This is a genomic window from Tepidimonas sp. (assembly GCF_036824975.1).
Lineage (GTDB): Bacteria > Pseudomonadota > Gammaproteobacteria > Burkholderiales > Burkholderiaceae_C > Tepidimonas.
In genome coordinates this window covers 13,410-40,225 of sequence record NZ_DAISZC010000009.1, presented here as the reverse complement: position 1 = coordinate 40,225, position 26,816 = coordinate 13,410, and the positions used below count along the sequence as shown (strand labels likewise).

At 68.9% G+C, this 26,816-nt stretch carries 24 protein-coding genes; 15 read left to right on the top strand and 9 right to left on the bottom strand.

The window, feature by feature from the left end; translation table 11 throughout:
- The 9 genes from V7Z54_RS02280 to V7Z54_RS02240 all read left to right on the top strand — a co-directional run.
- The coding region (locus V7Z54_RS02280) for a PglL family O-oligosaccharyltransferase (protein WP_334134049.1) at positions 1 to 1,633 on the top strand (1,633 nt) is incomplete at its 5' end.
- Positions 1,634 to 1,689: 56 nt separating this feature from the next.
- A complete protein-coding gene (locus V7Z54_RS02275) occupies positions 1,690 to 2,586 on the top strand; it encodes a 5'-nucleotidase (protein ID WP_334134053.1) in 897 nt (298 codons plus the stop codon).
- A 29-nt stretch (positions 2,587 to 2,615) separates the two neighbouring features.
- A complete protein-coding gene (locus V7Z54_RS02270) occupies positions 2,616 to 2,915 on the top strand; it encodes a nucleotidyltransferase domain-containing protein (protein WP_334134048.1) in 300 nt (99 codons plus the stop codon).
- Positions 2,912 to 3,418 carry a hypothetical protein gene (locus V7Z54_RS02265; RefSeq protein WP_334134047.1) on the top strand — a complete coding sequence of 169 codons (507 nt, stop codon included), beginning with the start codon at positions 2,912 to 2,914 and terminating at the stop codon, positions 3,416 to 3,418. The genes V7Z54_RS02270 and V7Z54_RS02265 overlap by 4 nt, the downstream gene beginning before the upstream one ends.
- Before the next feature lie 7 nt (positions 3,419 to 3,425).
- Positions 3,426 to 3,809 carry a fluoride efflux transporter CrcB gene (gene crcB, locus V7Z54_RS02260; RefSeq protein WP_334134045.1) on the top strand — a complete coding sequence of 128 codons (384 nt, stop codon included), beginning with the start codon at positions 3,426 to 3,428 and terminating at the stop codon, positions 3,807 to 3,809.
- A gap of 61 nt (positions 3,810 to 3,870) precedes the next feature.
- On the top strand, positions 3,871 to 4,323 hold the full coding sequence (gene mntA / locus V7Z54_RS02255; RefSeq protein WP_334134044.1) for a type VII toxin-antitoxin system MntA family adenylyltransferase antitoxin: 453 nt from the start codon (positions 3,871 to 3,873) through the stop codon (positions 4,321 to 4,323).
- Positions 4,298 to 4,723 (top strand): type VII toxin-antitoxin system HepT family RNase toxin, encoded by a 426-nt coding sequence (gene hepT / locus V7Z54_RS02250; protein ID WP_334134043.1) that lies wholly within the window; start codon positions 4,298 to 4,300, stop codon positions 4,721 to 4,723. Before mntA ends, hepT begins: the two co-directional genes overlap by 26 nt.
- A 259-nt stretch (positions 4,724 to 4,982) precedes the next feature.
- A complete protein-coding gene (gene pyrE / locus V7Z54_RS02245; RefSeq protein WP_334134041.1) occupies positions 4,983 to 5,675 on the top strand; it encodes an orotate phosphoribosyltransferase in 693 nt (230 codons plus the stop codon).
- Positions 5,676 to 5,756: 81 nt separating this feature from the next.
- Positions 5,757 to 6,446: a DUF4124 domain-containing protein gene (locus V7Z54_RS02240; RefSeq protein WP_334134039.1), complete on the top strand. Its 690-nt coding sequence runs from the start codon at positions 5,757 to 5,759 to the stop codon at positions 6,444 to 6,446.
- 110 nt (positions 6,447 to 6,556) lie between these two features.
- On the opposite strand, the gene gatB is transcribed toward V7Z54_RS02240, so the two are convergent.
- From gatB to gatC, 3 genes are read right to left on the bottom strand one after another with little or no spacing between them, the layout of a single operon-like run.
- Complete coding sequence (gene gatB / locus V7Z54_RS02235) at positions 6,557 to 8,071, bottom strand: Asp-tRNA(Asn)/Glu-tRNA(Gln) amidotransferase subunit GatB (protein WP_334134037.1); 1,515 nt, start codon at positions 8,069 to 8,071, stop codon at positions 6,557 to 6,559.
- A 3-nt stretch (positions 8,072 to 8,074) separates the two neighbouring features.
- Positions 8,075 to 9,607, bottom strand: coding sequence for an Asp-tRNA(Asn)/Glu-tRNA(Gln) amidotransferase subunit GatA (gatA, locus tag V7Z54_RS02230; RefSeq protein ID WP_334134035.1), 1,533 nt, complete (start codon positions 9,605 to 9,607; stop codon positions 8,075 to 8,077).
- Positions 9,604 to 9,903 (bottom strand): Asp-tRNA(Asn)/Glu-tRNA(Gln) amidotransferase subunit GatC, encoded by a 300-nt coding sequence (gene gatC / locus V7Z54_RS02225; protein WP_334134033.1) that lies wholly within the window; start codon positions 9,901 to 9,903, stop codon positions 9,604 to 9,606. Before gatC ends, gatA begins: the two co-directional genes overlap by 4 nt.
- Positions 9,904 to 10,020: 117 nt before the next feature.
- On the opposite strand from gatC, the gene V7Z54_RS02220 reads away from it, so the two are divergent.
- Genes V7Z54_RS02220 through mrdA form a run of 4 tightly spaced genes read left to right on the top strand, consistent with a single transcriptional unit; the run spans position 10,021 to position 14,523 of the window.
- Positions 10,021 to 11,067, top strand: a complete 1,047-nt coding sequence (locus tag V7Z54_RS02220; RefSeq protein ID WP_334134032.1) for a rod shape-determining protein — start codon at positions 10,021 to 10,023, stop codon at positions 11,065 to 11,067.
- A gap of 48 nt (positions 11,068 to 11,115) precedes the next feature.
- Positions 11,116 to 12,006: a rod shape-determining protein MreC gene (gene mreC, locus V7Z54_RS02215; RefSeq protein ID WP_334134031.1), complete on the top strand. Its 891-nt coding sequence runs from the start codon at positions 11,116 to 11,118 to the stop codon at positions 12,004 to 12,006.
- A complete protein-coding gene (gene mreD, locus V7Z54_RS02210) occupies positions 12,003 to 12,527 on the top strand; it encodes a rod shape-determining protein MreD (protein WP_334134029.1) in 525 nt (174 codons plus the stop codon). Before mreC ends, mreD begins: the two co-directional genes overlap by 4 nt.
- Before the next feature lie 10 nt (positions 12,528 to 12,537).
- The gene (gene mrdA, locus V7Z54_RS02205) at positions 12,538 to 14,523 is read left to right on the top strand and encodes a penicillin-binding protein 2 (RefSeq protein WP_334134027.1); all 1,986 of its coding nucleotides are present in this window, start codon (positions 12,538 to 12,540) and stop codon (positions 14,521 to 14,523) included.
- Between the two features lie 188 nt (positions 14,524 to 14,711).
- Here the strand turns inward: mrdA and V7Z54_RS02200 are convergent, their stop codons facing one another.
- From V7Z54_RS02200 to glnK, 3 genes are all read right to left on the bottom strand, one after another.
- Entirely contained in the window at positions 14,712 to 15,476 is a 765-nt protein-coding gene (locus V7Z54_RS02200) for a sulfite exporter TauE/SafE family protein (RefSeq protein ID WP_334134026.1), read from the bottom strand.
- A gap of 118 nt (positions 15,477 to 15,594) precedes the next feature.
- Complete coding sequence (locus tag V7Z54_RS02195) at positions 15,595 to 17,022, bottom strand: ammonium transporter (RefSeq protein ID WP_334134025.1); 1,428 nt, start codon at positions 17,020 to 17,022, stop codon at positions 15,595 to 15,597.
- A 42-nt stretch (positions 17,023 to 17,064) separates the two neighbouring features.
- Entirely contained in the window at positions 17,065 to 17,403 is a 339-nt protein-coding gene (gene glnK, locus V7Z54_RS02190; protein ID WP_144328974.1) for a P-II family nitrogen regulator, read from the bottom strand.
- A 181-nt stretch (positions 17,404 to 17,584) separates the two neighbouring features.
- Between glnK and V7Z54_RS02185 the strand changes: the two genes are divergently transcribed.
- Together V7Z54_RS02185 and V7Z54_RS02180 are read left to right on the top strand one after the other, a co-directional pair.
- On the top strand, positions 17,585 to 19,147 hold the full coding sequence (locus tag V7Z54_RS02185; protein WP_334134023.1) for a YifB family Mg chelatase-like AAA ATPase: 1,563 nt from the start codon (positions 17,585 to 17,587) through the stop codon (positions 19,145 to 19,147).
- 36 nt (positions 19,148 to 19,183) lie between these two features.
- Entirely contained in the window at positions 19,184 to 21,697 is a 2,514-nt protein-coding gene (locus V7Z54_RS02180; protein ID WP_334134022.1) for a GspE/PulE family protein, read from the top strand.
- A 14-nt stretch (positions 21,698 to 21,711) separates the two neighbouring features.
- Here V7Z54_RS02180 and metH read toward each other — a convergent pair whose 3' ends face one another.
- The 3 genes from metH to V7Z54_RS02165 form a co-directional block, all read right to left on the bottom strand.
- The gene (gene metH / locus V7Z54_RS02175; protein WP_334134021.1) at positions 21,712 to 24,489 is read right to left on the bottom strand and encodes a methionine synthase; all 2,778 of its coding nucleotides are present in this window, start codon (positions 24,487 to 24,489) and stop codon (positions 21,712 to 21,714) included.
- Between the two features lie 31 nt (positions 24,490 to 24,520).
- Positions 24,521 to 25,411, bottom strand: coding sequence for a cation diffusion facilitator family transporter (locus tag V7Z54_RS02170; protein ID WP_334134020.1), 891 nt, complete (start codon positions 25,409 to 25,411; stop codon positions 24,521 to 24,523).
- 266 nt (positions 25,412 to 25,677) lie between these two features.
- Positions 25,678 to 26,454, bottom strand: coding sequence for a gamma-glutamyl-gamma-aminobutyrate hydrolase family protein (locus V7Z54_RS02165; RefSeq protein ID WP_334134019.1), 777 nt, complete (start codon positions 26,452 to 26,454; stop codon positions 25,678 to 25,680).
- Positions 26,455 to 26,816 lie beyond the last annotated feature (362 nt).

Sequence of the window (26,816 nt, the reverse complement as noted above, 5' to 3'; positions counted from 1 at the left end):
TGGCGCGGTGGCGCTAGCGGGGTGGCTGCTGCTGCAATACGCGCTGAACATAGGTTACGGCTACTGGGAAGATTATTGGCTGTTCGCGGTGTACTTGCTGCTGGCGGCACTGGCCTACGCCGTAGGAGCCGAAATGGCGCGTCTGCACGCCCTGCGCGGGTTGGTGTGGGCCGTGGTGCTGGCGGCTTTTGCGTCGGCACTCATCGGCATCGGACAGTGGGTCGGCGGCGACGCTGTCAGCCAGTGGAATTCCGCGTTTTTATTTCCATTGGCTGGCAGCGACCGCATGGTGGGCAACCTGGCGCAGGCCAATCAATTCGGCACCCTTTGTCTAGTGGGGCTGTGGCTAGGCTGGGCCATACTGGCCCCTTGGTGCGACGCCAGCCCAGCACGCCAGGGAGCTGCTGTCATCTTAGCGGCGGTGCAGCTCACCGGGGTCTATCTCAGCGGCTCGCGCACGGCCGTCCTCAACCTGTGGGCCACGCCGGTGTGGGTGCTGCTGTGGCTGTGGTGGCAAGGCCGCAGCTGGCGCACCGAGCGCATGCTGCGCTGGATGTTGGGCGCCTGTGCCGGGTGGTTGATTTTGCAGGCAGCCCTGCCTGCGTTGTCTGCCGCCCTGGGCTGGACCGCGCCTCCCGTGGAGCGAACGCTCACGCAGGACGACAACCGGCTTCGCCTGTGGCAGATGGCGTTGCAGGCGACTACTTCCGCCCCCTGGCTGGGCCTGGGACCCGCCGGCATGGCGCATGCGCATGTGGTGTGGGCAGTAGAGTTTGGATCATTCGACAACGCGATTGCCGCGCACGCGCACAACACCGTTCTGGATTTGCTGGTGGTCTTTGGCTGGCCGCTGGGCGGGCTGGCGGTGCTGGGGGGCGTAACACTGTGGCTGCTGCATTTGCGCGGCAGTCACAACCGGACCACATTTTTGCTGTGGCTGGCCTGCACTACGGTGCTGACCCATGCCCTGCTCGAATACCCGCTGCACTTTGGGATGTTCCTGTGGCTGGTGGCGCTGCTGTTGGGGGCCGCCACGCAGCCGCAGGGGGTATGGGCCGCCTTGCACGGCAACGGAGCAGCTGGGGATGTCCAGGCCGCGCCGTGCACCCGACGTAGCGCACTGATGCCCGGGCTGGTTAGGGGACTGGCGGCAGTGGGGTTGGTGGGCCTGGGCCTGATCTGGCAGGCGTATGTGGAGCTGGAATCGCTGCACACGTTGTGGCGCCAGCAGGGCGGGCGCGCGGCGCAGCAGGCGCTGCCTGCCGTTAGCCCGCGCACGCAGCGGCTGTTTCCCGGTTTGCTTGAGCGCGTGCACTGGTTTACATTACCAGAGGAGTCCATCGGACATCTGGATGCGCCGCAACGCGCCGCGCTACATCGCCTGGCTCTGATCCGCCCCGCCTCGGCGGTGTTGTGGCGCGCGGCACTGGACGCTGCCGTCCAGGGAAATGCTGAGCGCAGTGCCTGGTACGGTGAACGGATTTGCGCCATGTATTCCCCCGAAGTGTGCAATGAACTAGACGAGCTCTGGCGGGTATTGGGATCCACCTACACCCATTTGCCGCACCTGCCCTGGAAAGCATGGGCGCAACGCCGCGCGCTCTCCAGCGCGCTTGGGCAGCCAGCCCCGTGACGTGTGCTGCGCGACGGTGGGGCGTACCGAAATCCATGCCGCAAACCGTCACAATGATGCACTCGCCACTCAATGGCCGCCTAGTGGTGGCGATTTCGTCGCGCGCGTTGTTCGACTTCGAAGCGGAAAACCGCGTGTTCGAGCAGGGCGACGACCGCGCCTACATGCAGCTGCAGCTGCAGCGGCTGGACGAGCCGGCCGCGCCGGGCGTGGCGTTTTCGCTGGTGCACAAGCTGCTGCGCTTCAACGATGCGCAGGCGCAGCGAGTGGAGGTGGTGATTTTGTCGCGTAACGACCCCGTCTCGGGCATGCGGGTGTTTCGCTCGGCCAAGCACTACGGGCTGCCCATCCAGCGCGGGGTGTTTACGCGTGGCGCGCCGCCGTGGCGTTATCTGCGCCCGCTGCGCGCCAATCTGTTTTTGTCGGCCAATCTGGAGGACGTACGTGCGGCGTTGCAGGCGGGCTTTCCGGCAGCGCAGGTGTACCCGCACGCGCCGCGCGCCTCGGATGCGCACCCGCACGAGGTGCGCATCGCCTTCGACGGCGACGCGGTGCTGTTTTCCGACGAGGCCGAGCGGGTCTATCAAACCGAAGGGCTGGACGCCTTTCAGGCGCACGAGTCGGCCAAGGCCACGCAGCCGCTGCCGGGCGGGCCGTTCAAGCCGCTGCTGCAGGCGCTGCACCGGCTGCAGCAGGAAGGCACCGAGGCCATGCGCATCCGCACGGCGCTGGTGACCGCGCGCAGCGCCCCGGCGCACGAGCGCGCCATCCGCACGCTGATGGACTGGCGCATCGAGGTGGACGAGGCGCTGTTTCTGGGCGGCCTGCCCAAGGGCGAGTTTCTGCGCGAGTTCGAGCCCGACTTCTTCTTCGACGACCAGACGCGCCACGTGCACAGCGCCGCCGAGCACGTACCCGCCGGCCACGTGGCCGCAGGCGTGGCGGGCAGCTAGCGCGCCACCTGCGCTAGACTGTGCACACCATGCGACTGTCACCGGCGCAGCAGCAGTGGATTCGGGACGCCGTAGCGGCCAGCTTTGGGCCGTCGGCGCGGGTGCGCCTGTTCGGTTCGCGCGTGGACGACAGTGCGCGCGGGGGCGACGTGGATCTGCTGGTGGAGTTGGACAGTCCGGTGCAGCACCCGGTGCGGCTGGCGGCGGAGCTGGCCGGCCGCATTTCCCGCCGGATGCACGGGCGCAAGGTGGACGTGCTGATCGCGGCCGAGGGCTTGTCCGAACAGCCGATTCACGCCGTGGCGCGCCGGGAGGGCATCCTGCTGTGACACCGAATGCCGCGACACGCCAGCGGCTGGCGTTCATGAGTCGCATCGTTGACAAAGAGGTGCGTCTGTTGCTGGACACCCGACGTCGGCTGTTCACGCCGGATATGAATGCACAGCGCTTACAGGCGCTGGAGAGCGATCCTGTTTTGGCTGACCGGATCGAAGCCTTCGTCAGCCGTTTCTGGCGCCTGCAGGACACGGTGGGTGACAAGCTGCTGCCGCTGACTTTGGCTGCGCTTGGCGAGAAGGTGGGCCCATTTGCCGACAACCTGGATCGGGCGGAGCGGCTGGGGTGGATTGCATCGAGCGATGCCTGGTTTGCCATGCGGGCGTTGCGCAACCAGATGGTCCACGAGTACGTGGAGGATCCCCAGCTGCTGTGGCAGGCCATTGTGGCTGGCAGCCAGTTTACCGATGACCTGGTACGGGCCGCGCTGGCGCTGATCGACGAGGGTCGGCGCCGGGGCTGGCTGGATGCCAACCCGCCTGGCCCGGCGGTATAGTGCGCGCATGATCACTTCGGCATTGGCGGTAGCGGTGGGCGCGGCGCTGGGGGCGCTGCTGCGCTGGTGGCTGGGCCTGACGCTGAATGCGGTGCTGCCGCACCTGCCACTGGGCACGCTGGCGGCCAACTGGGTGGGCGGCTACGCGATTGGGCTGGTGGTGGCGTGGCTGATGCACCACCCGGAGCTGGCGCCGCAGTGGCGGCTGTTTCTGGTGACGGGGGTGCTGGGCGGGCTGACGACGTTTTCCAGCTTTTCGGTGGAGGTGGTGAGCCTGCTGCAGCAGGGCCGGCTGCTGTGGGCCCTGGCGGCGGTGGGGCTGCACGTGGGCGGGTCGCTGGCGCTGACGGCGCTGGGCTTTTCCACCTGGCAGGCGCTGCGCGGGGGCTAGGGCGCCGGGGCCGCCCCGCTGCCGGGCGCGCAACGCACCGGTTCCCCCCTACACTGTGAGCATGGCAACGCACCCCATGCCGCCGACCCCCGAACGGGAAGCGCCCGACTGGACCGCGTCCGTGGCCAAGACGCTGGCCGACACGCTGGCCGCGCAGGCGGGGCTGGCATTTGCGGTGCTGGTGGGCAGCCGCGCCACGGGGCGCGCGCGGCCGGACAGCGACTGGGACATCGCACTGGGCTGGGCACCCGGCATGCCGTGGTTGCAGCGTGTGGCGCGCACCGAGGCGCTGCGCCGGGCGCTGGCGCAGGCGCTGGGTGTGCCCGAGGCGCGCGTCGATCTGATCGACCTGGCCAATGCCAACCTGGCCATGCGCGCGGCGGTGGCCGAAGAGGGCCTTCCGGTGTACGGCGAGGACGACCCGGCCTGGGCACGGTTTCTGCGCCGCACGTGGCGCGAGCTGGAGGAACATTACTGGGAGCAGCTCTATGCGGCTGGATCTGTACCAGGCTGAAACGGAGCGCATCGCGGCCGAGCAGGCCGCGGTGCTGGATGAGGCGCGCCGCATCCTGGCCAGCGGCCGCCCCATGACCCGGCTGGAGGACAACGGTCTGCTGCACGCGCTGCAGGTGCTGATCGAAAACGCCATCGGCAAGGCCAAGCAGTGGCTCAAGGCGCAAGGACGGGTGGTGCCGGTATCGGCCTACGATGCCTTCGCGGCGCTGGCCGACGCCGGGTTCATCGACGCCGAGGACCTGCCCCGGTGGAACGCCCTGGTGGGCGTGCGCAACCGGATCGTGCACGACTACATGAACATCGATCGCGATCGGATTCATGAGCTCGTGCGCCAGGAAGCGGACCGGTTCGTGCTGGCGTTTCTGCTGCGCCGTGGCGGACTCGTGAGCACGGGCTGAAGCGGTGCTGGCCAGCCCTGGCGCATCCGTGGCAACGGGCTGCACAGACCTCGGCGCTGGTGGCGCCGGACCTGGCCACCTGGCAGGCGCTGCGCGGCGGCTAGGGCGCATCCCTACAATGCGGCGATTGACCAACGGCACTTGTGCCGGGGCGCACGGTAGGGCGTGCCCGGTGCGGGGGCGTTGGCGGTTCATGTCCGGCTGGTGCCGCTGGTCCCTTGGCCCGGGCTGCACCCTTGCGTTTTTTGGTCACCCCACCATGTCCACCCCACCTACCCCCCCACTGGCCCAACGTTTCGTGCAATTTGCGCTGGAAGCCGGCGTGCTGCGCTTTGGCGAGTTCACCACCAAGGCCGGCCGGCTGAGCCCTTACTTTTTCAACGCCGGGCTGTTCGACGACGGCGCCAAGCTGGGGCGGCTGGCCGAGTTCTACGCCGAGGCCATTCTGGCCAGCGGCATGGCGTTCGACATGATTTTTGGTCCGGCGTACAAGGGCATTCCGCTGGCAGCCGCGGTGGCGGTAGAACTGGCGCGGCGCGGACACAACCGGCCGTTTGCCTACAACCGCAAAGAAGCTAAGGACCACGGCGAAGGCGGCTCGCTGGTGGGCGCGCCGCTGCGCGGGCGGGTGCTGATCATCGACGACGTGATGAGCGCGGGCACCGCGGCGCGCGAGTCAATTGCCCTCATCCGTGGCGCGGGCGCCACACCGCACGCGGTGGCAATTGCGCTGGACCGCCAGGAGATGGCCACCGAAGTGGGGCCTGACGGCACGGTGCGCGACGTACCCTACAGCGCGGTGCAGTACGTGCAGCGCGAGCTGGGGCTGGTGGTGTGTAGCATTGCCAAACTGGACGATTTGCTGCAGTATCTGAGCCAGCAAGCCGACCCGCAGCTGGCGCAATACCAGGCCCCCGTTGAGGCCTACCGCGCCCGCTACGGTGTGGCGTAGGGGAGGAGTGGTCGCCGGGTAACGCGGCGGGTAGGCCTGCCCCCGCGCCCGTAGTGCCCTCCTCGACCCGAGCCCTGCCCGATGTCCCGCCGCACGCCTTCTGCCGTCCCGCGCTGCCTGATGTTGCTGGCGGCGGGTGCGGGTTTGCTGCCGGCGGCCGCCCCGGCGCAGGCGGTGCGCAGCACCGGTGGGATTTACACCTGCATCGACGCCCAGGGACGGCTGATATCGTCAGACCGGCCCATCCCCGAGTGCCGCGACCGCGAGGTGCGCGAGCTGGGGCCGTCGGGCGCGGTGCGGCGCGTCATCCCCCCGGCGCCAAGCGCCGAAGAGCGCGAGCGCGCCGCCGCACGCCAGCGTGCCGAGGCCGAAGCCGCAGCGCGCGAAGCCGAGGAACGCCGCCGCGAGGCGCTGCTGCTGCAGCGCTACCCCGACGCCGCTGCCCACGACCGGGCACGCGAAAGCGCGCTGCGTCAGGTGGAAGCGACACTGGAGGCAGCCCGCGCCTATGCGGCCGAACTGGAGCGCGAGCGCCAGCGGCTGGACGCGGAGATGGAGTTCTACCAGCGCGATCCGTCCCGCGCACCGCCGACGCTGAAGCAGTGGCTGGCCATCAACGCCCAGCAGCGCCTGCAGCAGGCGCAGTTCATTGCCGACCAGGAGCGCGAGAAGACCCGCATCGGGCAACGTTTCGACGCCGAACGGAAGATGCTGCAGCAGCTGTGGGGCGAGCGCGCAGCCGGCAACGAAGGCAGCTCCAATCGTCCGTGACGCGCGGCGGCGGCAGCGCAGTCGCACCATCGCCTCCACAGGCTGTACTGAGGGCGCACCGCGCAGGAGACCCCCCGCATGGCCGGGCACAACAAAGCGCGGCGCAATGCTCAGCCGTCCAGCGCACGGCGCAGCAATTCGTTGACCTGCTGCGGGTTGGCCTTGCCCTGGGTGGCCTTCATCACCTGCCCCACCAGCGCGTTGAGCGCCTTGTCCTTGCCGGCGCGGTACTCCGCCACGTTCTTGGCGTTGGCGGCGATCACCTGCGCCACGATGGCCTGCAGCGCACTGCTGTCGTTCATCTGCTTGAGGCCCTTGGCCTCGATGAGGGCGTCCACCCGCGCGGCTTGCGCGGCGGGTGCGGCTTCATCCGCCGCCGGGCCTTCGGCCCACAGCGCATCGAACACCTGCTTGGCCGCCGCGTGGCTGATGGTGCCGTCGGCCACGCGTGCCAGCAGTGCCGCCAGTGCGTGTGGAGCCACCGGGCAGGTGGCGATGTCGATGTCGGCCGCGTTGAGCCGGCGCGCCAGCTCGACCATGATCCAGTTGCTGGCCGCCTTGGGCGCCGCACCCGCCGCCACTGTGGCCTCGAAGTAGGCAGCCATGGGCGGTGACTGGGTCAGCGTGGTGGCATCGTAGTCGGGCAGACCGTACTGCTGCACGAAGCGCTGCGCCATGGCGCGCGGCAGCTCGGGCAGGCTGGCGCGCACCTGCTCCACCCATTCGGGGGCAATAACCAGCGGCGGCAGGTCGGGGTCGGGGAAGTAGCGGTAGTCGGCTGCATCCTCCTTGGTGCGCATGGCGCGCGTTTCACCCGTGTCGGGATCGAACAGCACCGTGGCCTGCTCGATGGCGCGGCCGTCTTCCAACTGCTCGATCTGCCAGCGCACCTCGTAGTCGATGGCCTGCTGCATGAACTTGAAGGAGTTCAGGTTCTTGATCTCGCGCCGGGTGCCCAGCGGCTGGCCGGGCTTGCGCACCGATACGTTGGCGTCGCAGCGAAACGACCCCTCCTGCATGTTGCCATCGCAAATGCCAATCCAGGTGACGAGCTTGTGCAGTTCCTTCGCGTAGGCCACCGCCTCGGCGCTGGAGCGGATGTCGGGTTCGGTGACGATTTCCAGCAGCGGCGTGCCGGCACGGTTGAGGTCGATGCCGCTCATGCCGTGGAAGTCCTCATGCAGGCTCTTGCCCGCGTCTTCCTCCAGATGTGCGCGCACCAGCCGCACCGTGCGCCACAGGCGCTGCGCGTCCGCCCCCTTGCCGATGTCCACGAAGAAGCCGATTTCCCCACCCTGCACCACCGGAATTTCGTACTGGCTGATCTGGTAGCCCTTGGGCAGGTCGGGGTAGAAGTAGTTTTTGCGCGCAAAGACACTGCGCGGGGCCACGTGCGCGCCCACCGCCAGTCCGAAGCGGATGGCGCACTCGACAGCGGCGCGGTTCATCACCGGCAGCGTGCCGGGCAGCGCCAAATCGACCGCGCAAGCCTGGGTGTTGGGCGCCGCGCCAAACGCGGTCGCCGCGCGGCTGAAGATCTTGCTGCGCGTGGACAGCTGAACGTGGGTTTCGAAGCCGATGACGACCTCGTAGCCCTGGACAAGAAACGATGCGCTGGGGCTCATGGATCAGACCTGACACGAGGGGAGTACGCTGGCCGGTGCGCGGGTGTGCCAGTCGGTGGTACGCTGGAACTGGTGCGCGGCGTGCAACAGCCGCTGCTCGGCCAGGTGCGGGCCAATGAGCTGCAGGCCCACCGGCAAGCCGCCGTCGCCAAAGCCGGCCGGCACGCTCATGCCGGGCAGCCCCGCCAGCGACGCCGGCAGCGTGTAAATGTCGGCCAGGTAGGCCGACAGCGGGTCGTCGGTCTTCTCACCGATTCGCCACGCCACCGTCGGCGCCACCGGGCCCGCGATCAGGTCGCACTGGCTAAACGCCTGCAGGAAGTCCTGCGCGATCAGGCGCCGAATCTGCTGCGCCTTGAGGTAGTAAGCGTCGTAGTACCCGTGCGACAGCACGTAGGTGCCCATCAGGATGCGGCGCTGCACCTCGGCACCAAAGCCCTCGCTGCGCGTGCGGCAGTACATGTCGAACAGGTCGGTGTACTGAGCGGCGCGGTAACCGTAGCGCACGCCGTCGTAGCGGCTGAGGTTGGAGCTGGCCTCGGCCGGGGCGATGATGTAGTAGGTCGGGATGGCCAGTTCGGTGCGCGGCAAGTGCACGTCCACCAAGGTGGCGCCCAGGCGCTCGAACTCGGCCAGCGCGGCGCGCACGGCGGCCTGCACGTCGGGGCTGCAGCCGTCGCCAAAAAATTCGGCTGGCAGGCCAATGCGCAACCCCTGCAACGGGCGGGCGGCACTGGCGCCAGGCAGCGGGTCGTCCAGCCCGCGGGTGTAGTCTTCAGGCGGACGGTCCAGGCAGGTGGCGTCGCGGTCGGGGTCGGGACCCGCCATGACCGACAGCAGCAGCGCGCAGTCCCGCGCCGAGCGCGCCATCGGCCCAGCCTGGTCCAGGCTGGAGGCGTAGGCGATGAGGCCATAGCGCGAGCAGCGCCCGTAGGTGGGCTTGATGCCGGTGACGCCGCAAAACGCTGCCGGCTGGCGGATCGAGCCGCCAGTGTCGGTGCCGGTGGCCGCCGGCACCAGGCGCGCCGCCACCGCCGCCGCCGACCCACCCGACGACCCCCCGGGCACGCGCGCGGGGTCCCACGGGTTGCGCACGGGGCCGTAAGCCGAGTTGTCGTTGCCCGAGCCCATGGCAAACTCGTCGCAGTTGAGCTTGCCCAGCGTGACCGCACCGGCGCCCGGGTGGCCATCGCCACCGGCGCCCAGCCGCGCCACCACAGTGGCGTCGAACGGGCTGCGGTAGCCGGCCAGCATGCGGCTGCCCGCAGTGGTGGGCAGCTCGCGCGTGACCAGCACGTCCTTGTGCGCAATGGGCACACCGAGCAGCGGCGCGCGCTCGCCGCGCGCCAGCCGCTCATCGGCGACACGCGCCTGGCGTAGCGCCACTTCTTCGTCCACCGCCACAAAGGCGCCCAGGTGCGCGTGTTCGCGCACACGCTGCAACAGCGCCTGCGTCACCTCTGCGCTGCTGACGCGCCGCTGGGCCAGCGCGGTGGCCAGCTCGGCCACGCCCCATTCATGCAGCGCGATGCTCATTCGATCACCTTCGGCACCAAGTACAAACCGTCTTCGACGGCGGGGGCGCACGCTTGGTAGTCCTCGCGCCGGTTGGGTTCGGTGACGACGTCGTCACGCAGGCGCAGCGCCACGTTCTCGAACAGTTCGGCCGGATGGGCCAGCGGCGCCACGCCGGTGGTGTCCACCGCGCGCATGCGCTCGACGATGTCAAAAAAGGCATTGAGCTGGCCCAGCCAGTGCTCGGCCTGGGCACGGTCGGGGTCCAGCCGGGCCAGCCGGGCCAGGCGCTCGACGTCGGATAAGGTCAGTGACATGGTGATGAAAATCGAACGAAGGCCATAGTCATTGCGGTATTATCTCGAGTTTCACGATACAGCCTGCTCGCTTCCTGGCACCCCCTTGCGGGCAGGCTGCACAGGACTCCACACGCCATGTTCGGATTCCTGCGTCGGCATTTCTCGACCGACCTTGCCATCGACTTGGGCACGGCCAACACGCTCATCTATGTGCGCGGCAAGGGCATCGTGCTCGACGAACCGTCGGTGGTGGCCATCCGCCACGAAGGCGGCCCCACCGGTAAGAAAACCATTCAGGCCGTGGGCCACGCGGCCAAGGCCATGCTGGGCAAGGTGCCCGGCAACATCGAGGCCATTCGCCCGATGAAGGACGGCGTGATCGCCGACTTCACCGTCACCGAGCAGATGCTCAAGCAGTTCATCAAGATGGTGCACCCACGCTCGATGCTGCGCCCCAGTCCGCGCATCATCATCTGCGTGCCGTGCGGCTCCACGCAGGTGGAGCGGCGCGCCATTCGCGAGTCGGCGCTGGGTGCCGGTGCCTCCGAGGTCTATTTGATCGAGGAACCGATGGCGGCGGCCATCGGCGCCGGGCTGCCGGTGGCCGAGGCCGCCGGCTCGATGGTGGTGGACATCGGCGGCGGCACCACCGAAGTCGGCGTCATCAGCTTAGGCGGCATGGTCTACAAGGGCAGCGTGCGCGTCGGCGGCGACAAGTTTGATGAGGCCATCATCAACTACATCCGCCGCAACTACGGCATGCTCATCGGTGAGCCTACCGCCGAGCTGATCAAAAAGACCATCGGCAGCGCCTTCCCCGGTTCCGAAGTGAAGGAGATGGAGGTCAAGGGCCGCAACCTAGCCGAGGGCGTGCCGCGCAGCTTCACGATCAGCTCCAACGAGGTGCTGGAGGCGCTGACCGACCCGATCAACAACATCGTCAGCGCCGTCAAGACGGCGCTGGAGCAGACGCCGCCCGAGCTGGGGGCCGACATCGCCGACCGCGGCATGATGCTGACCGGCGGCGGTGCGCTGCTGCGTGACTTGGACCGCCTGCTCAACGAGGAAACCGGCCTGCCGGTGTTCGTGGCCGAAGACCCGCTGACCTGCGTGGTGCGCGGCTGCGGCATGGCGCTGGAGCAGATGGACCGGCTGGGCCAGAGTATTTTCACCCACGAATAAGGCGCCGCCCAGGCCACCGCAGCGCTGGCCGAACGCGCGCCCGTTGCCATGCCACTGGGCACCCTGGACCGCACCCCACCGCCCTTTTTCAAGCAGGGCACGCCGGCACGCACCAAGCTGTGGGTGCTCAGCGTCTTGGCGGTGTTGCTGATGGTGGTGGACGCGCGCCTGCAGTGGACGGCGCCGCTGCGCAGCGGCATTGCCGTGGTGCTGTATCCGGTGCAGTGGGTGGCGCTGCAGCCGGTGCGCGCGCTGCAGTGGGTTGGCGCTCACTTCACGGCGCTGGAGGCGGCGCGGCGCGACGCACAGGAGGCGCGTGCGCTGCTGGCGCAGCAGGCCGAGCGCGCCGGCCTGGTGGAGTTTCTAACCCAGGAAAATCTGACGCTGCGGCGCCTGCTGCAGCTGCGCGAACGCCAGGCGCCAACTGCCCAGGCAGCAGAGGTGCTCTACACCCTGCCCGACCCGTATGTGCCGGGCGTGGTGATCGATCGCGGCAGCCTGCACGGCGTGGCGCTGGGGGCGCCGGTGATGGACGGCTTTGGCGTGCTGGGACAGGTGACGCGCGTGCACCCGGCTACCAGCGAAGTCACGCTGCTGTCGCACCGCCAGCTGGCCATTCCCGTGCTCAACACGCGCACCGGTGAGCGTTATCTGGCCTACGGCACCGGCGAGCGGGATATGCCCGCGCTGACGCTGCGCTTCGTGCCACTGCAGACCGCCACCGCGGCGGGCGATACGGTGGTGACCAGCGGCATGGACGGCGTCTATCCGCCGGGTCTGCCGGTAGGAACGGTCAGCGAAGTGAGCGCCGACGGGGGCGAGGGCTTCGCGCACGTGCGGGTCGAGCCCAGCGCACGCGTGCGCGACGCGCAGCACGTGCTGGTGCTGCGCGTGACCCTGCACAGCACAACCGGGGCGCAGCAGGAAGGCCGGCCATGATGCTGCCCCGCGGACAGGCGCTGCTGCTGCCAGCTAACCCCGCGTTCGTTTGGGCCACGCTGGCCGGCGCCCTGGGTTTGCAAGTGCTGCAGGGACAGCTGACGACCGCCGCGTGGTTGCCCGACTGGATGGCGCTGGCGCTGGTGTTCTGGACCGTGCACCAGCCGCTGCGCATCGGGGTGGGGGCTGCCTTCGCGGCCGGGCTGCTGGTCGATGTGCACCAGGGCGTGTTGCTGGGCCAGCACGCCCTGGCCTACACCGTGATGGGGTATCTGGCGGTGGCGCTGCACCGGCGCGTGTTGTGGTTTGGGCTGCGCGGCCAGACGCTGCATGTGCTGCCGCTGTTTGCCGTGGCCGTCGGCTTGCAGGTGCTGGTGCGCCTGCTGGCTGGCCATGGCAACCCGCCGCTGGCGTTGGCGTTGTCGCCGCTGCTGACGGCCGCTTTGTGGACGCCGGCCACCTGGGTGCTGCTGGCGCCACAGCGCCGTGCCCCCGACCCGGACGAGACGCGCCCGCTGTGAGGGCCGGGGCATGAGCGAGGTGCACGACAGCGACCATCGCATCGCGCGCTTTCGCTGGCGCGCCTGGTTGGCGCTGGCCGCAGTGACGGGCGCGTTCGTCGTGCTGGCGCTGCGCGCCTGGTACCTGCAGGTGCGCGAGCACGAGCGCTACACGCAGCAGGCCGAGGGCAACCGCACTGCGGTGGTGCCGATCGTGCCGCCACGCGGACGCATCGTGGACCGTCATGGTGTGGTGCTGGCGGAAAACCTGCCCGTGTTCGCGCTGGAGATCGTGCCCGCGCGCACACCCGATCTGGAAGGCACGCTGCGGCGCTTGGGCGAACTGGTAACACTGACGCCACGCGACCTGCAGCGCTTCCGGCGCCTGTTGGCGGATTCGAAACGGCACGAACCGGTGCCCTTGAAGACCCGGCTGAGTGAGGAGGAGATGGCGCGTGTGGCGGCACACCTGTGGACGCTGCCGGGGGTGGACATCCAAGCGCGCCAGCTGCGCCGCTATCCGCTGGGGCCGACAGCCGCGCACGTCATCGGCTACATCGGGCGCATCAGCCCGCGCGACCGCGAGCTGATGGCCGACTGGCCGCAGGAGCGAGCGGCCAACTACCGTGGCAGCACCCACATCGGCAAGCTGGGGGTGGAGGCGGCGCAGGAAGAGGCGCTGCACGGGCGCACGGGCTTTGAGCGGCTGGAGACCTCGGCCAGCGGGCGCGCGGTGCGGCGACTGGACGTGACGCCACCCCAGCCCGGCCAGACCGTTCGGCTGTCCATCGACGTGCGGCTGCAGCACCTGGTGGAGCGGCTCTACGGCGAGCGCCGCGGCGCACTGGTAGCGCTGGACGTGCACAGCGGCGAGGTGCTGGCGCTGGTGAGCATGCCCAGCTTTGACCCCAACTTGTTCGTCGATGGCATCGATGCCGAGACCTGGCGCAGCCTGAACGACGCGCCCGACCGCCCGCTGTTCAACCGCGCGCTGCGCGGCACCTACCCACCCGGCTCCACCTACAAGCCGTTCATGGCGCTGGCGGCACTGGAGCTGGGCCTGCGCACGCCGCAGACCACCATCCACGACCCTGGCTACTGGATGCTGGGCAACCACCGCTTCCGCAGCCACGGCGAGACGGCGCTGGGCGCGGTGGACCTGCGGCGCAGCATTGTGCTGTCCAGCAACGTGTACTACTACACGCTGGCGCACGAGATGGGTGTGCAGGCCATTCACGACTTCATGGTGCCGCTGGGCTTTGGTCAGCTCACCGGCATCGACCTGCCGGGCGAGGCGCGCGGCGTGCTGCCCAGCCCGGCCTGGAAGCGCGCCACCTACCGCCGCGCCGAGCAGCAGCGCTGGCACGCGGGCGAGACCATCTCGCTGGGTATCGGCCAAGGCTACAACAACTTCACCATGCTGCAGCTGGCCACCGCCATGGCCACGCTGGCCGCCGGCGGCCAGCGCCCCACCCCGCACGTGGTGCTGGAGACGCTGGCGCCGGGACCGGGCAGCGGCACGGTGGCGGCGCGTGTCCAGCCGCCGCGTAAGCCGCTGGGCTACCGACCCGAGCACGTGCAGACCGTGCTGGAGGCCATGGCCGCCGTGCCGGTGGAAGGTACCTCGGCGCGCGCGTTTGCGGGCGCACCCTACCGCAGTGGCGGCAAGACCGGCACCGCGCAGGCGGTCACCATTGGGCAGCGCGACAAGTACGATGCGCGGCGCCTGGCCGAGTTTCAGCGCGACCATTCGCTGTACGTGGCGTTTGCCCCGGCCGAGGCACCGCGCTACGCGCTGGCAGTGATCGTGGAAAACGCGGGCTTCGGTGCTGCGCATGCGGCGCCGATTGCGCGCCGCGTGTTCGACTACCTGCTGCTGGGGCAGTATCCCAGCGAGGCCGACATCGCCGCCACCCAGATGGGCCAAAGCGCCGCGCCCATTGGCCCCGCGCGCCGCATCGAAGACATCCCGTGGCCACCCGCCGCCGACGGTAGCGCCGACAGCGTGCCGCGCTAAGCCGTCCCCGTTGCCGCTGCCTGCCCGCTGGCGGCTACGGCGTGTATCGCCCTGGTCTGCTTCAGGCGGGTACTGACAGGATACGGCACGGCGGTCACCGGCGACCATGGCGTACCCCGCCCTTACCTCTGAGGGCGGCATACGGCTGACCAGTTCGGCGACTTCAGTGATCAACCCCACGCCCCCCCTCAAGGCAGCGTACCGTAGGCATCCCAAGCCGTCTTGGCGATGAGCACCGTCACCACCACCAGAAACACCCCGCGCACGAAGCCCGCGCCGTGCTTGAACGCCAGCCGCGTGCCCAGCAGGCTTCCGGCCACGTTGGCCACCGCCATCGCCAGGCCGTAGTGCCACCAGACGTGCCCCTTCCACGCAAACAGTGCCACTGCCGCCACGTTGGAAGTGGTGTTGAGCAGCTTGGCCGACGCGCTGGCGTGCAAAAAGTCGTAGCCCAGCACGCGAACGAACAAAAAGACGAAGAAACTGCCGGTACCCGGCCCGAACAGGCCGTCGTAAAACCCGATCACGCCGCCCACCGCACACGCGGCCACGGTTTCCGCCGCGCCGGCAAAACGCGGTGCGTGGTGCCGGCCCATATCTTTGCGCGCCAAGGTGTAGGCCAGCACCCCCGCGAGAATGAACGGCAATGCCCGCCTCAGGCCGTCAGCCGGCACCACGGTCACGGCCCACGCGCCCAGCCAGGCGCCCAGCGCGCACACGGCCGCCGCCGGCAGCAGCGCCTGCCAGCGCACCGGTACGCGCCGCGCATAGCGCCACGTGGCCGCCGCCGTGCCCCACACCGACGCGCTTTTGTTGGTGCCCAACAGCGTGGCCGGCGCCGCGTTCGGAAATGTCGCAAACAGGGCCGGCATCAGGATGAGGCCACCACCGCCCACGATCGCGTCCACGAACCCGGCCAATAGCGAGGCCAGCGTCAAAATCAGCCATTCCATCCGGCCGATTGTCGCCGCAGACCACAGACGGCAAAAAAACCCGGGGGCTCGCGCACCCCGGGCCCAACCCCCGGCAACCCTGGTATTGGTGGCCTGAGTTCGGACGGCCCCTGCCGCCTCAGCGGTTGTAGGCCGACTCGCCGTGGTAGGTGATGTCCAGGCCCTCGCGCTCTTCCTCCTCGGAGACACGCAGGCCGATGACCATATCCACGATCTTGTAGGCGATGAAGGCGACCACCGACGACCACACCATGGTGATGACGACGCCTTCGGCCTGCACCAGCACCTGGCTGGCGATGCTGAAGTCCTCGGCGCCGGTGCCGCCCAGGCCCGGTGCAGCAAAGACGCCGGTGAGCAACGCACCCACGATACCGCCCACGCCGTGTACACCGAACACGTCCAGCGAGTCGTCGGCACCCAGCATCTTCTTCAACCCCGTGACGCCCCACAGGCACAGGAAACCCGCCACCAGACCGATGATCAGCGCCCCCATGGGGCCGACCGAGCCGCACGCCGGCGTAATGGCCACCAGGCCCGCCACCGCACCCGACGCCGCACCCAGCATCGACGCCTTGCCCTTGTGCATGGCCTCGCCCACCGACCAGGCCAGCACGGCCGCCGCGGTGGCCACCAGCGTGTTCAGGAAGGCCAGCGCGGCACCGGCGGTGGACTCCAGGTTGGAGCCGGCGTTGAAGCCGAACCAGCCCACCCACAGCAGCGAAGCGCCCACCATGGTTAGCGTCAGGCTGTGCGGGGGCATGGCCTCACGGCCGTAGCCGATGCGCTTGCCCACCAGGTATGCGCCCACCAGGCCCGCCATCGCGGCGTTGATGTGCACCACGGTGCCACCGGCGAAGTCCAGCGCGCCCTTGCCCAGCAGGTAGCCGCCTGCGCCCCACACCATGTGGGCAATCGGCAGGTAGCTGAAGGTGAACCACAGCGCGGTGAACAGCAGCACGGCGCTGAACTTGATGCGCTCGGCAAACGAGCCCACGATCAGCGCGCAGGTGATGCCGGCAAACGTGGCCTGGAAGGCGACGAAGATCAGCTCCGGGATCTTGACGTTTTCGGTGAAGGTATCGGCCAGCGACTCGGTAGTGATCCCCATCAGAAACACCTTGTCCAGGCCGCCGATGATCAGGCCCTCACCTCCGAACGCCAAACTGTAGCCGTAAATGACCCACAGCACGCTGATGAGCGAGAACACCACCAGCACCTGCATCAGCACCGACAGCATGTTCTTGCTGCGCACCAGGCCGCCGTAGAACAGCGCCAGGCCCGGAATCACCATCATGATGACCAGCAGCGTGGCGGTCATCATCCAGGCGACGTCGCCCTTGTCCACCGTCACGGCCGGCTTGTCGGCCGCCGCTTCGGCCGCAGCGGCAGGGGCTGCCGGTGCCTCGGCAGCGGGCGCAGCGGCTTCGGCCGGTGCGGCCTGGGTGGCCGCCGGCTCATCCTTGGGGGCCTCGGCCGTCTGGGCGAGTGCACCTGCGCCCCACAGCAGTCCGAGTCCCAGACACAGACTCCATAGCAGTTTTTTCATGGGAATCCCCTTGCGGCGTTGAGAGTGAATGGGTGGGGTGGCTTACAGGGCGTCAGCGCCCGTCTCACCGGTGCGGATGCGGATGACCTGCTCCAGCGGGAAGACGAAGATCTTGCCGTCGCCGATCTTGCCGGTGCGCGCGGCGCTTTCGATGGCCTCGATGACCCGCTCGACCAGCGCGTCGTCGACGGCGGCTTCGACCTTGACCTTGGGCAGAAAGTCAACGACGTACTCGGCGCCACGGTACAGCTCGGTGTGGCCCTTTTGGCGTCCAAAGCCCTTGACCTCCGTGACCGTGATGCCCTGCACGCCGATGGCCGACAGTGCTTCGCGCACCTCGTCCAGCTTGAAGGGTTTGATGATGGCGGTGACCAGTTTCATGGCTGTCCTTTCCTAGGGTTGCTCGCCTCGCCGGTTGGCTGCGTCATGGTCTAAGCAACCGGCGTGCCAGATACCGGTGACGCGGCCGCCACCGGCATCGCCCCGGCCGGGGCCGGCGGCGTTCGTGGCATCATTGGAAATCGGATGGACAACACGATGGCGCGGGGAGGGAAGCAGCGGCATGGGCTTGTGTGTGGTGCACAGCCGCACCCTGGTGGGGCTGGCGGCGCAACCGGTTCAGGTAGAAGTCCATTTGGCCAACGGCCTGCCCAGCTTCACGCTGGTGGGCCTGGCCGACACCGAGGTCAAGGAAGCCCGCGAGCGCGTGCGCTCGGCCATCCAGAACTGCGGCCTGCCCTGGCCGTCGAACCAGCGCATCACCGTCAACCTGGCCCCGGCCGACGTGCCGAAAGAATCGGGTCGGCTGGACCTGCCGATGGCGCTGGGCATCCTGGCCGCCAGCGGCCAGATCGACCCCGCCGCGCTGGCCGGCTATGAGTTCGCCGGGGAACTGTCACTCAGCGGCGCGTTGCGGCCGGTGCGAGGCGCCCTGCCGATGGCACTGGCACTGCGCACCGAAATGGGGCGCGGCGGGCGCGCGGCGGCGCTGGTGTTGCCACCCGCCAGCGCCGAGGAGGCGGCGCTGGTGCCAGGTGTGACGGTCTTTCGCGCCGCCCACCTGCTGGATGTGGTGCGGCAGCTGGCACCCCAGCACGGCACAACCGCTCACCCCGCCCTGACCGACGACGGCTGGCAGCGCATCGCGCACCGCACCACCGTGGTGCAGACCGCCGAGGCCGGCCCCGATCTGGCCGACGTCAAGGGGCAAGCCGCGGCGCGACGGGCACTGGAGATCGCTGCCGCCGGTGGTCACAGCCTGCTGCTGTCCGGGCCGCCCGGTACGGGCAAGTCGATGCTGGCGCAGCGGCTGGTGACGCTGCTGCCGCCCCTGGATGACGAGGAGGCGCTGGAGGCCGCGGCGGTAGCGTCGCTGCTGGGGCGCTTTCGGCCCGAGCGCTGGCGCCAGCGGCCGCTGGCCGCGCCCCACCACACGGCCAGCGCCGCTGCGCTGGTGGGCGGTGGGGTGCCGCCGCGACCGGGAGAAATCTCGCTGGCGCACCACGGCGTGCTGTTTTTAGACGAGTTGCCCGAGTTTTCCCGCGCGGCGCTGGAGGCGCTGCGCGAGCCACTGGAGTCTGGCGTGGTGCGTCTGTCGCGCGCGGCGCACCAGGTGGAATATCCGGCGCGCTTTCAGCTGGTGGCTGCTATGAACCCCTGCCCATGCGGGCACCTAGGCGACCCTCGGAGCAGCTGCCGCTGCACGCCCGAGCAGATCCAGCGTTACCGCCACCGGCTCAGCGGCCCGCTGCTAGACCGCATCGACCTGCACGTGGAGGTGCCGGCGCTGGACGCACAGACGCTGCTGTCCGCCCCACCGGGCGAGCCATCGGCCGTGGTGCGCGAGCGCGTCTGCGCGGCCCGCGAGCGCGCCCGTGCACGTCAGGGTCACCCCAACAGCGCCCTGCACGGCCAAGCGCTGCTGCAGCACGCCCGGTTGGACGAGGCCGCGCAACGCCTGCTGCAGCAAGCCGCCACGCGGCTGGGCTGGTCGGGCCGCGCCACCCACCGCGCGCTGCGGGTGGCGCGCACCATCGCCGACTTGGCCGACAGCGCCACGGTGCAGGCCACGCATGTGGCAGAAGCGCTGCAGTATCGCCCCACAAGCGCACCAAACCCGGGATAATCGCGCGCAGCCAGCCCCCGAGACCGCGCGCTCACCATGTCCGCCGAATCGCTGCCCATCCCCACCGCGCCGCCCAGCGGCTTTGACGACGACGCTCCCTTCCGCTGGCCGAGCCCCCCTTACGTCAGTTACGGCAACGGCACACCGCTGTCCCGCGATCCGATGGGATGCGAGGTGGAGGGCAGCAACGGGCAGACCCGGCACTGCCTGCTGCTGGCGCTGGATGTGGCCGGACGCCTTGCGCACATCCAGGTGCCACCGTCGCGCGCCACGATGCCGCTGCGCTTCGACATATTTCGCCGCCTGACGCTGGACGAGCCGCTGGCTCCGGTCAGCCTGACGGATACCCAGCCCCCCGACAGCGCGTTTGAGGCGCTGATCAACCACCGGCCGCGCCTGCCCTACCGGCTGCGGTATGCCGACGGCAGCATTCGTGAGGGCGTGACCATCGGCCACGTGGACGATGCGGCCGGGGTCTTCTTGTTCGAGCCCATCGACGAGCACGACCGCGTGCGGCGCAGCTTCATCCCGCGCGAAGCGGTACGCGAGCTGCAGGTGGGGGAGACGATCGGCCGCGTCCTGGTCGAGCAGGAGGCGCTGACGGCCGAGGAAGTGGAGCGCGTTGCCGCGCAGCAGGAGGCGCTGCGGCGCCGTAGATTGGGCGACTATCTGGTGCTGAAGGAGATCGTCAAGCCGGAGCAGCTGCTGCAGGCGCTGGAAGAGCAGCAGCGTATGCCGCTGGTGCGCATCGGCGAAGCGCTGACGGCGCTTGGTTTTATCAGCGAGGAGCAGCTACAGCAGGCCCTGGAACGACAGAAGCAGGAACGCAACACGCCGCTAGGCGAGCTGCTGGTGCAAAGCGGCTTGCTCAGCCGCGAGCAGCTGCGCGTGGCGCTGGCGCGCAAGATGGGCTACCCGGTGGTCGATCTGGCGCACTTTCCGGTGGACGCCGACGCCCTGCGCCGTGTGCCACTGGCCACGGCGCGCAAGCTGCGCATCGTGCCGCTGCTGTGGCGGTCGGGCACCCTCATCATCGCCGCAGAGGACCCATCGCGCCGCGCCACCATCGACGAGCTGGAGTTCGTGCTGCAATGCAAGGTGGTGCCGACGCTGTCGAGCGCGCCGCTGGACGCCCGCACCATCACCGAGGTGTATGCGCGCTTCGGTCTGGACGTCGGAGTGCTGCCCGTGGCGCCCGAGGCTAAGGACTCCGCCGAGCCCGAGACGTCGTCGGAGCAGCTGCTGGAATCGCTGGAACTCGGCGCCGACGAGGAGGGCGACGCGACCACGCCAGTGGAGCAGTCGGACAACTCGCTGGTGCGGCTGATCAACACCATCATCATCGAGGCCCACCGCCAGGGGGCGTCGGACATCCACATCGAAACCTTCCCGAACAAGCGCAAGGTGCGTATCCGCCTGCGCAAGGACGGGCGGCTGCGGCCCTACATGGAGCTGCCGCACACCTATCGCGCGGCGCTGGTGGCGCGCATCAAGATCATGTGCGAGCTCGATATCTCCGAGCGGCGCAAACCGCAAGACGGCAAGATCGACTTCGCGCGCTTTTCGCCGCAGCACCGCATCGAACTGCGGGTGGCCACCATCCCCACCCACGGTGGCGCCGAGGACGTGGTGATGCGCATCCTGTCGTCGGCCCGCCCGGTGGCGGTTGCCGACCTCGGCCTGACCCCAGAAAACCACGCTCAGCTGCTGCAGGCGGTGCAGCGTCCGCACGGCCTGGTGCTGTGCGTTGGCCCCACGGGTTCGGGCAAGACGACGACGCTGCATTCGCTGCTGCAGCACCTCAACACCCCGGACCGCAAGATCTGGACCGCCGAGGACCCTATCGAGATCGTCAACCCCGATCTGCGCCAGATCCAGGTCAATCCGCGCATCGACTGGACGTTCAGCAAGGCCCTGCGCGCCTTGCTGCGCGCCGACCCCGACGTGATCATGGTGGGCGAGATCCGCGACACCGAGACCGCGCAGATGGCCATCGAGGCGTCGCTGACCGGCCACCTGGTGCTGTCCACCCTGCACACCAACAGCGCCGCCGAGACCGTGGTGCGGCTGCTGGACATGGGCATGGACCCCTTCAACTTTGCCGACTCGCTGACGGCGGTGCTGGCCCAGCGGCTGGTGCGGCGCCTGTGCCCGCACTGCGTGCGGCGCGAGCCGGCCGACCCGGCCTACGTGGACGAACTGCTGGCCGACTATCTGCACGTCTTTCCGGCCGACTTGCGCCCGCACGCCGAAACGGTGCGCACCGAGTGGCTGCAGCGCCACGGCAGCGACGGTGGCCTGCAGCACGCGGTGCCGGTGGGTTGCCCCGCGTGCGATGGCACCGGCTACAAGGGGCGGCTGGGCATTCACGAGCTGCTGCTGGTCGACGCCCCGCTGCGCCGCCTGATCCAGACCCGGGCATCGCCCGAAGCGCTGCAACACAGCGCCACCGCTCACGGGCACTTCCGTACCCTACGGCAGGACGGGATCGTCAAGGTGCTTCAGGGGCTGACCACCATCGACGAGATCCGTGCCAGCACGGCGCACTGAGCATCGCACCCCCATCACAGGTTTGGCGCCAGCCAGCGCGCCAGCTCCTGCACCGGCATGCCGCGCCGCTGCGCCATGTCCTGCAGCTGATCCTGACCAATCTTGCCGACGTTGAAGTAGGTGGCTTGGGGATGCGCCAGGTAGAAGCCGCAGACGCTGGCTGGCGGCGTCATGGCCAGACTCTCGGTCAGCCCCATGCCAATGTCGTCGCAGCCCAGCAGCGCAAAGAGTTCACGCTTGACGGTGTGGTCGGGGCAGGCCGGATAGCCGGGAGCCGGGCGGATGCCCTGGTACTTCTCGGCGATCAGCTCCTCGTTGCTCAGGCGCTCGTGCGGCGCGTAGCCCCACAGCTCGGTGCGCACGCGCTCGTGCAGGCGCTCGGCCAGTGCCTCGGCCAGCCGGTCGGCCAGCGCCTTGAGCATGATGGCCGAGTAGTCGTCGTGGGCGGCGGCAAAGCGCGCTTCGTGCGCCTCGGCGCCGATGCCGGCGGTGACCGCAAACGCGCCCACGTAGTCGGGCACGCCACTGGCCAGCGGCGCCACAAAGTCGGCCAGGCAACGGCTGGGGCGCAGCACGCCGTCGATGACCTGCTTTTCGGTTTGCTGGCGCAACCCGTACCAGGTCAGCACGGGCTGAGTGCGCGTCTCATCGGCGTACAGCACGATGTCGTCACCTTCGCCACTGGCGGGCCAGAAACCGACGACCGCGTTGGCCGTCAGCCAGCGACCGTCGATGAGGCGTCGCAGCATCCCCTGCGCATCGGCCAGCACCTTGCGCGCCTGCTCGCCAACGATGGGGTCGTCCAGGATGGCCGGGTACGGCCCCGCCAGGTCCCAGGTCTGGAAAAACGGCCCCCAGTCGATGTAGCGCGCCAGCTCTCCCAGGTCGTACTGCCGGAACACGCGCCGCCCCACAAAGCTGGGGCGCACCGGCTGCCACGCCTCCCAGTCGATGGGGGTGCGGTTGGCACGCGCCTTGGCCAGCGGCCACAGGGTCACGGGCTTCTTGGCGGCGTGCTGGGCGCGCACGCGTTCGTAGTCGGCGCGCAGCTCGGCGACGAAGGCGTCGCGCTGCTCGCTCAGCAGGGCCTGCGCCACGCCCACACTGCGCGAGGCATCGGGCACGTAGACCACCGGGCCGCTGTAGAGCGGCGCGATCTTGACCGCCGTGTGCACGCGGCTGGTGGTGGCGCCACCGATGAGCAGCGGCGTGCCGCGCTCGCGAAACCAGGGATCTTTCTCCATCTCGGCCGCCACATGCTGCATCTCCTCCAGGCTGGGCGTGATCAGCCCCGACAGTCCGACGGCGTCCGCGCCCACCTCTTTGGCCTTGGCCAAAATCTCCTGGCACGGCACCATCACGCCCATGTTGATGACGTCGAAGTTGTTGCACTGCAGCACGACGGCGACGATATTTTTGCCGATGTCGTGCACGTCGCCCTTGACGGTGGCGATCACGATCTTGCCTTTGGAGCGCACCTCGCCGCCGGCGGCTTCGAGCTGACGCTTTTCTTCCTCGATGTAGGGCACCAGGTGCGCCACCGCCTGCTTCATCACGCGCGCGCTCTTGACCACCTGTGGCAGGAACATCTTGCCGGCGCCAAACAGCTCGCCGACCGTGTTCATGCCGGCCATCAGCGGGCCTTCGATGACATGCAACGGGCGACCGCCCTGGGCGCGGATTTGCTGCCACGCTTCTTCGGTGTCCTCGACGATGTGGTCGGTGATGCCGTGCACCAGCGCGTGCGCCAGCCGCTCGGCCACCGGCAGGCTGCGCCAAGCCAGTCGCGCCGCGTCGTCCTTGGCCGCGCCCTTGACCTGCTCGGCAATCGCCAGCAGCCGCTCGGTGGCGGTCTGCGTCGGGTCGTCGCCCTCGCGGTAGGTAGGACGGCGATTGAGCACCACGTCCTCGACGCGCTCGCGCAGCACCGGGTCGAGCTCGTCGTACACGCCTATTTGCCCGGCGTTGACGATGCCCATGTCCATGCCGGCGCGGATGGCGTGGTACAGGAAAACGGTGTGGATGGCCGCGCGCACCGGCTCGTTGCCACGGAAAGAAAAACTGACGTTGGACACACCGCCCGAGACCTTGGCGCCGGGTAGGTTTTGCTTGATCCAGCGCGTGGCCTCGATGAAATCGACCGCGTAGTTGTCGTGCTCGGGAATACCGGTGGCAATGGCAAAGATGTTGGGGTCGAAGATGATGTCTTCGGGTGGAAAGTCCACCTTCTCGACCAAGATGCGATAGGCGCGTGCGCAGATATCGATGCGCCGCTGCAGTGTGTCGGCCTGACCTTGCTCGTCAAACGCCATCACCACGGTGGCAGCACCATAGCGCCGGATCAGCTTAGCCTGGCGCTTGAACTCGGCTTCGCCCTCCTTGAGACTGATAGAGTTGACGATACCCTTGCCCTGGATGCACTTCAGCCCCGCCTCGATCACCTCCCACTTGGAGGAATCGATCATGATGGGCACGCGCGCGATGTCGGGCTCGGCGGCGATAAGGTTCAAAAAGCGCACCATGGCGGCCTTGCTGTCGAGCATGGCCTCGTCCATGTTGACGTCGATGATCTGCGCGCCGTTTTCCACCTGCTGGCGCGCCACCGCCAGCGCATCCTCGAAGCGGCCTTCCAGGATCATGCGCGCAAACGCCTTGGAGCCGGTCACGTTGGTGCGCTCGCCAATGTTGACGAACAGGCTGTCTTCGCCGATGACCAGGGGCTCCAGCCCGGACAGCAACAGGGGAGGAATGCGGCGGTTGGCCGGCGCAGCGGGCTCGTTCACGGAAGTCAAAGGCTCTCTCAGGGCAAAGCCTTTGATTGTATTAGTCGGCTTCGACCCGCACCGGGGTAGCGATTTGCGCCGCCCCTGCCCCCGGGCCAGCACAGCCGACGCCACAGGCAATGGTCTCGAGCTGCAACGTGGTGTGCCCCACCCCCAGCGCCCTCAGGGCCAGCGCCGCTTCGGCCAGCACCACATCGGGGCTGGGCGCTTGCGGCGTCAGCACCAGATGGGCGGTCAGCGCCACATCGCCGGCACCGCCGGTGCCCAGCGCCCACACGTGCAGGTCGTGCACCGACGCCACCCCGGGCAGCGCCAGCAGCGCCCGCCGCACGGCGGGCAGTTCGACGCCGGCGGGCACACCGTCGAACAGCAGGTGCAGCGTCTGCCGCGCCAGCGGCAGGGTGCTGGCCACGATCACACCCACGATCACCAGACTGACGGCGGGATCGATCCACGCCCAGCCGCTCCACCACGTCAGCACCCCGGCCAGCACCACCCCCAGCGAGATCAGGGCATCGGCCGCCATGTGCAAAAAGGCCCCGCGCAGGTTCAGGTCGTGCCGCCCCCCGGCTACAAACAGCCATGCCGTCACGCCGTTGATGACCACGCCCGCGCCGGCCACCGCGATGACGACACCGGGCGGTGGTGTGGTGCCGGACGTCATCAGCCGTGCTGCGGCTTCCCACATCAGCCAGGCCATGGCCGCCAACAGCACGATGGCGTTGACGAAGCCCGCCAGAATCGACCCGCGGCGCCAGCCGTAGGTGTGGCATTCGTCGGGACGCCGGCGCGCCGCCGCGTAGGCCACCCAGGCCAGCAGCAGGCCGGCCACGTCGCTCAGGTTGTGGCCGGCGTCGGCCAGCAACGCCAGCGATCCCACCGCCCAACCGCTGATGGCCTCGATGAGCACGAATCCGACGTTGAGCGCCACGCCGAGCGCAAAACGCCCCCCGTGGCCGCCTGCACCGTGGCCGTGCGGGGTATCGTGCGCGTGGTGATGCTCGTGCCGATGGCCGTGGGCGGGGCCCTGTCGCCGCTGCGGACCGTGGTCATGCTCATGGTCCAGACCGTGCCCGCGGGTGGACCGGGCCTTGGTGCCACTGGTCGCCCCTGTCGCCCCGGTGATGGGCGGGCCCCGGTCAGACCCAGCGGCTGGGGTCACTGTCGGATTCGTCATCGCCTTGAATCATACGGGAGTCAGCGGCGCGCGGCCTCCAGGAACGCGTCCAGCATCGGTGTCGGGTCCAGCAGTTCCTCGTCCCCGGGCGAGTGAAACTCGGGATGCCACTGAACGCCGAACACAAAACCCCTTCCCTGGTAGCGGATGGCCTCGATGACACCGTCTGGCGCCGTGGCTTCCACCACCAGATCGCGCCCCAGCCGCTTGACGGCCTGGTGATGGATGGACGCCACCTGCCGCCCGGGCAGGCTGCCGTTCCAGCGCTGCAGCCAGCCGCCGGGGGCGAGCGTCACCTCGTGCCGGTGGCGGTCATAGTGGGGCGTCTCGTGCGCGATCGCCCCCGGCACCAGCGTCGCAATGTCTTGGTACAGACTGCCGCCAAAGGCCACGTTGATGAGCTGCATGCCACGGCAGATACCCAAAATCGGCTTGCCGGCCTCCAGAAATTCGTGTACCAGCTCCAGTTCGTAGGCATCGCGCACCGCATCACCGCTCCACTCGGGCTTGAGCGGCGCTTCGCCATACGCGCGCGGGCTGATGTCGGCGCCGCCCTGCAATATCAGGCCGTCCAGATACTGGGCATAGTCGCGCAGGCGGATGCTGCTGCGCTGCAGGGTGCCGCCCTGCACCACCGAAGGCACCATCAGCACCAGCGTGTCGCGCGACGCCGCCCACTGGGCCACCGATTGCTCCAGCACCTGCAGCGTCTTGCTGCGCAGCCCCGAGCCCCCGCTTTCCGGGTGCATGATGCGGGCAGACAGTCCGATGTGGACAGGGCGGCGGCGGCCAAACATGGGGCGAAGAAGGATCTGCGTGCAGTGGCCGTCATGATAGCGGCACCGCCTGGCGCCTGTCGGCCTGGGTTTATGTCCCGCGCCCCCAGCAGAGGGCCACCGCCGCTGGCGCGGCCAGCGCACACCCGAGTGTCCGCCGTTGCACCCCCTGCCGCCGTATTGCCGGCAGTACGCCAAACTCGCGTAGCGCGGCGACGGACGGCCTTCTCCATGTGGACCGTTGCCTCATCAGGATCGGCTCATTAAGCAGCTGTCGATGACGCTCTCCCAGATGGACAGCGCCCCAGGAGTGGGCCGGGGCGCATCCGCCCGCTGGGGGCAGCGTCAGACGTTGAACAAGAAGTTCATCACGTCGCCGTCCT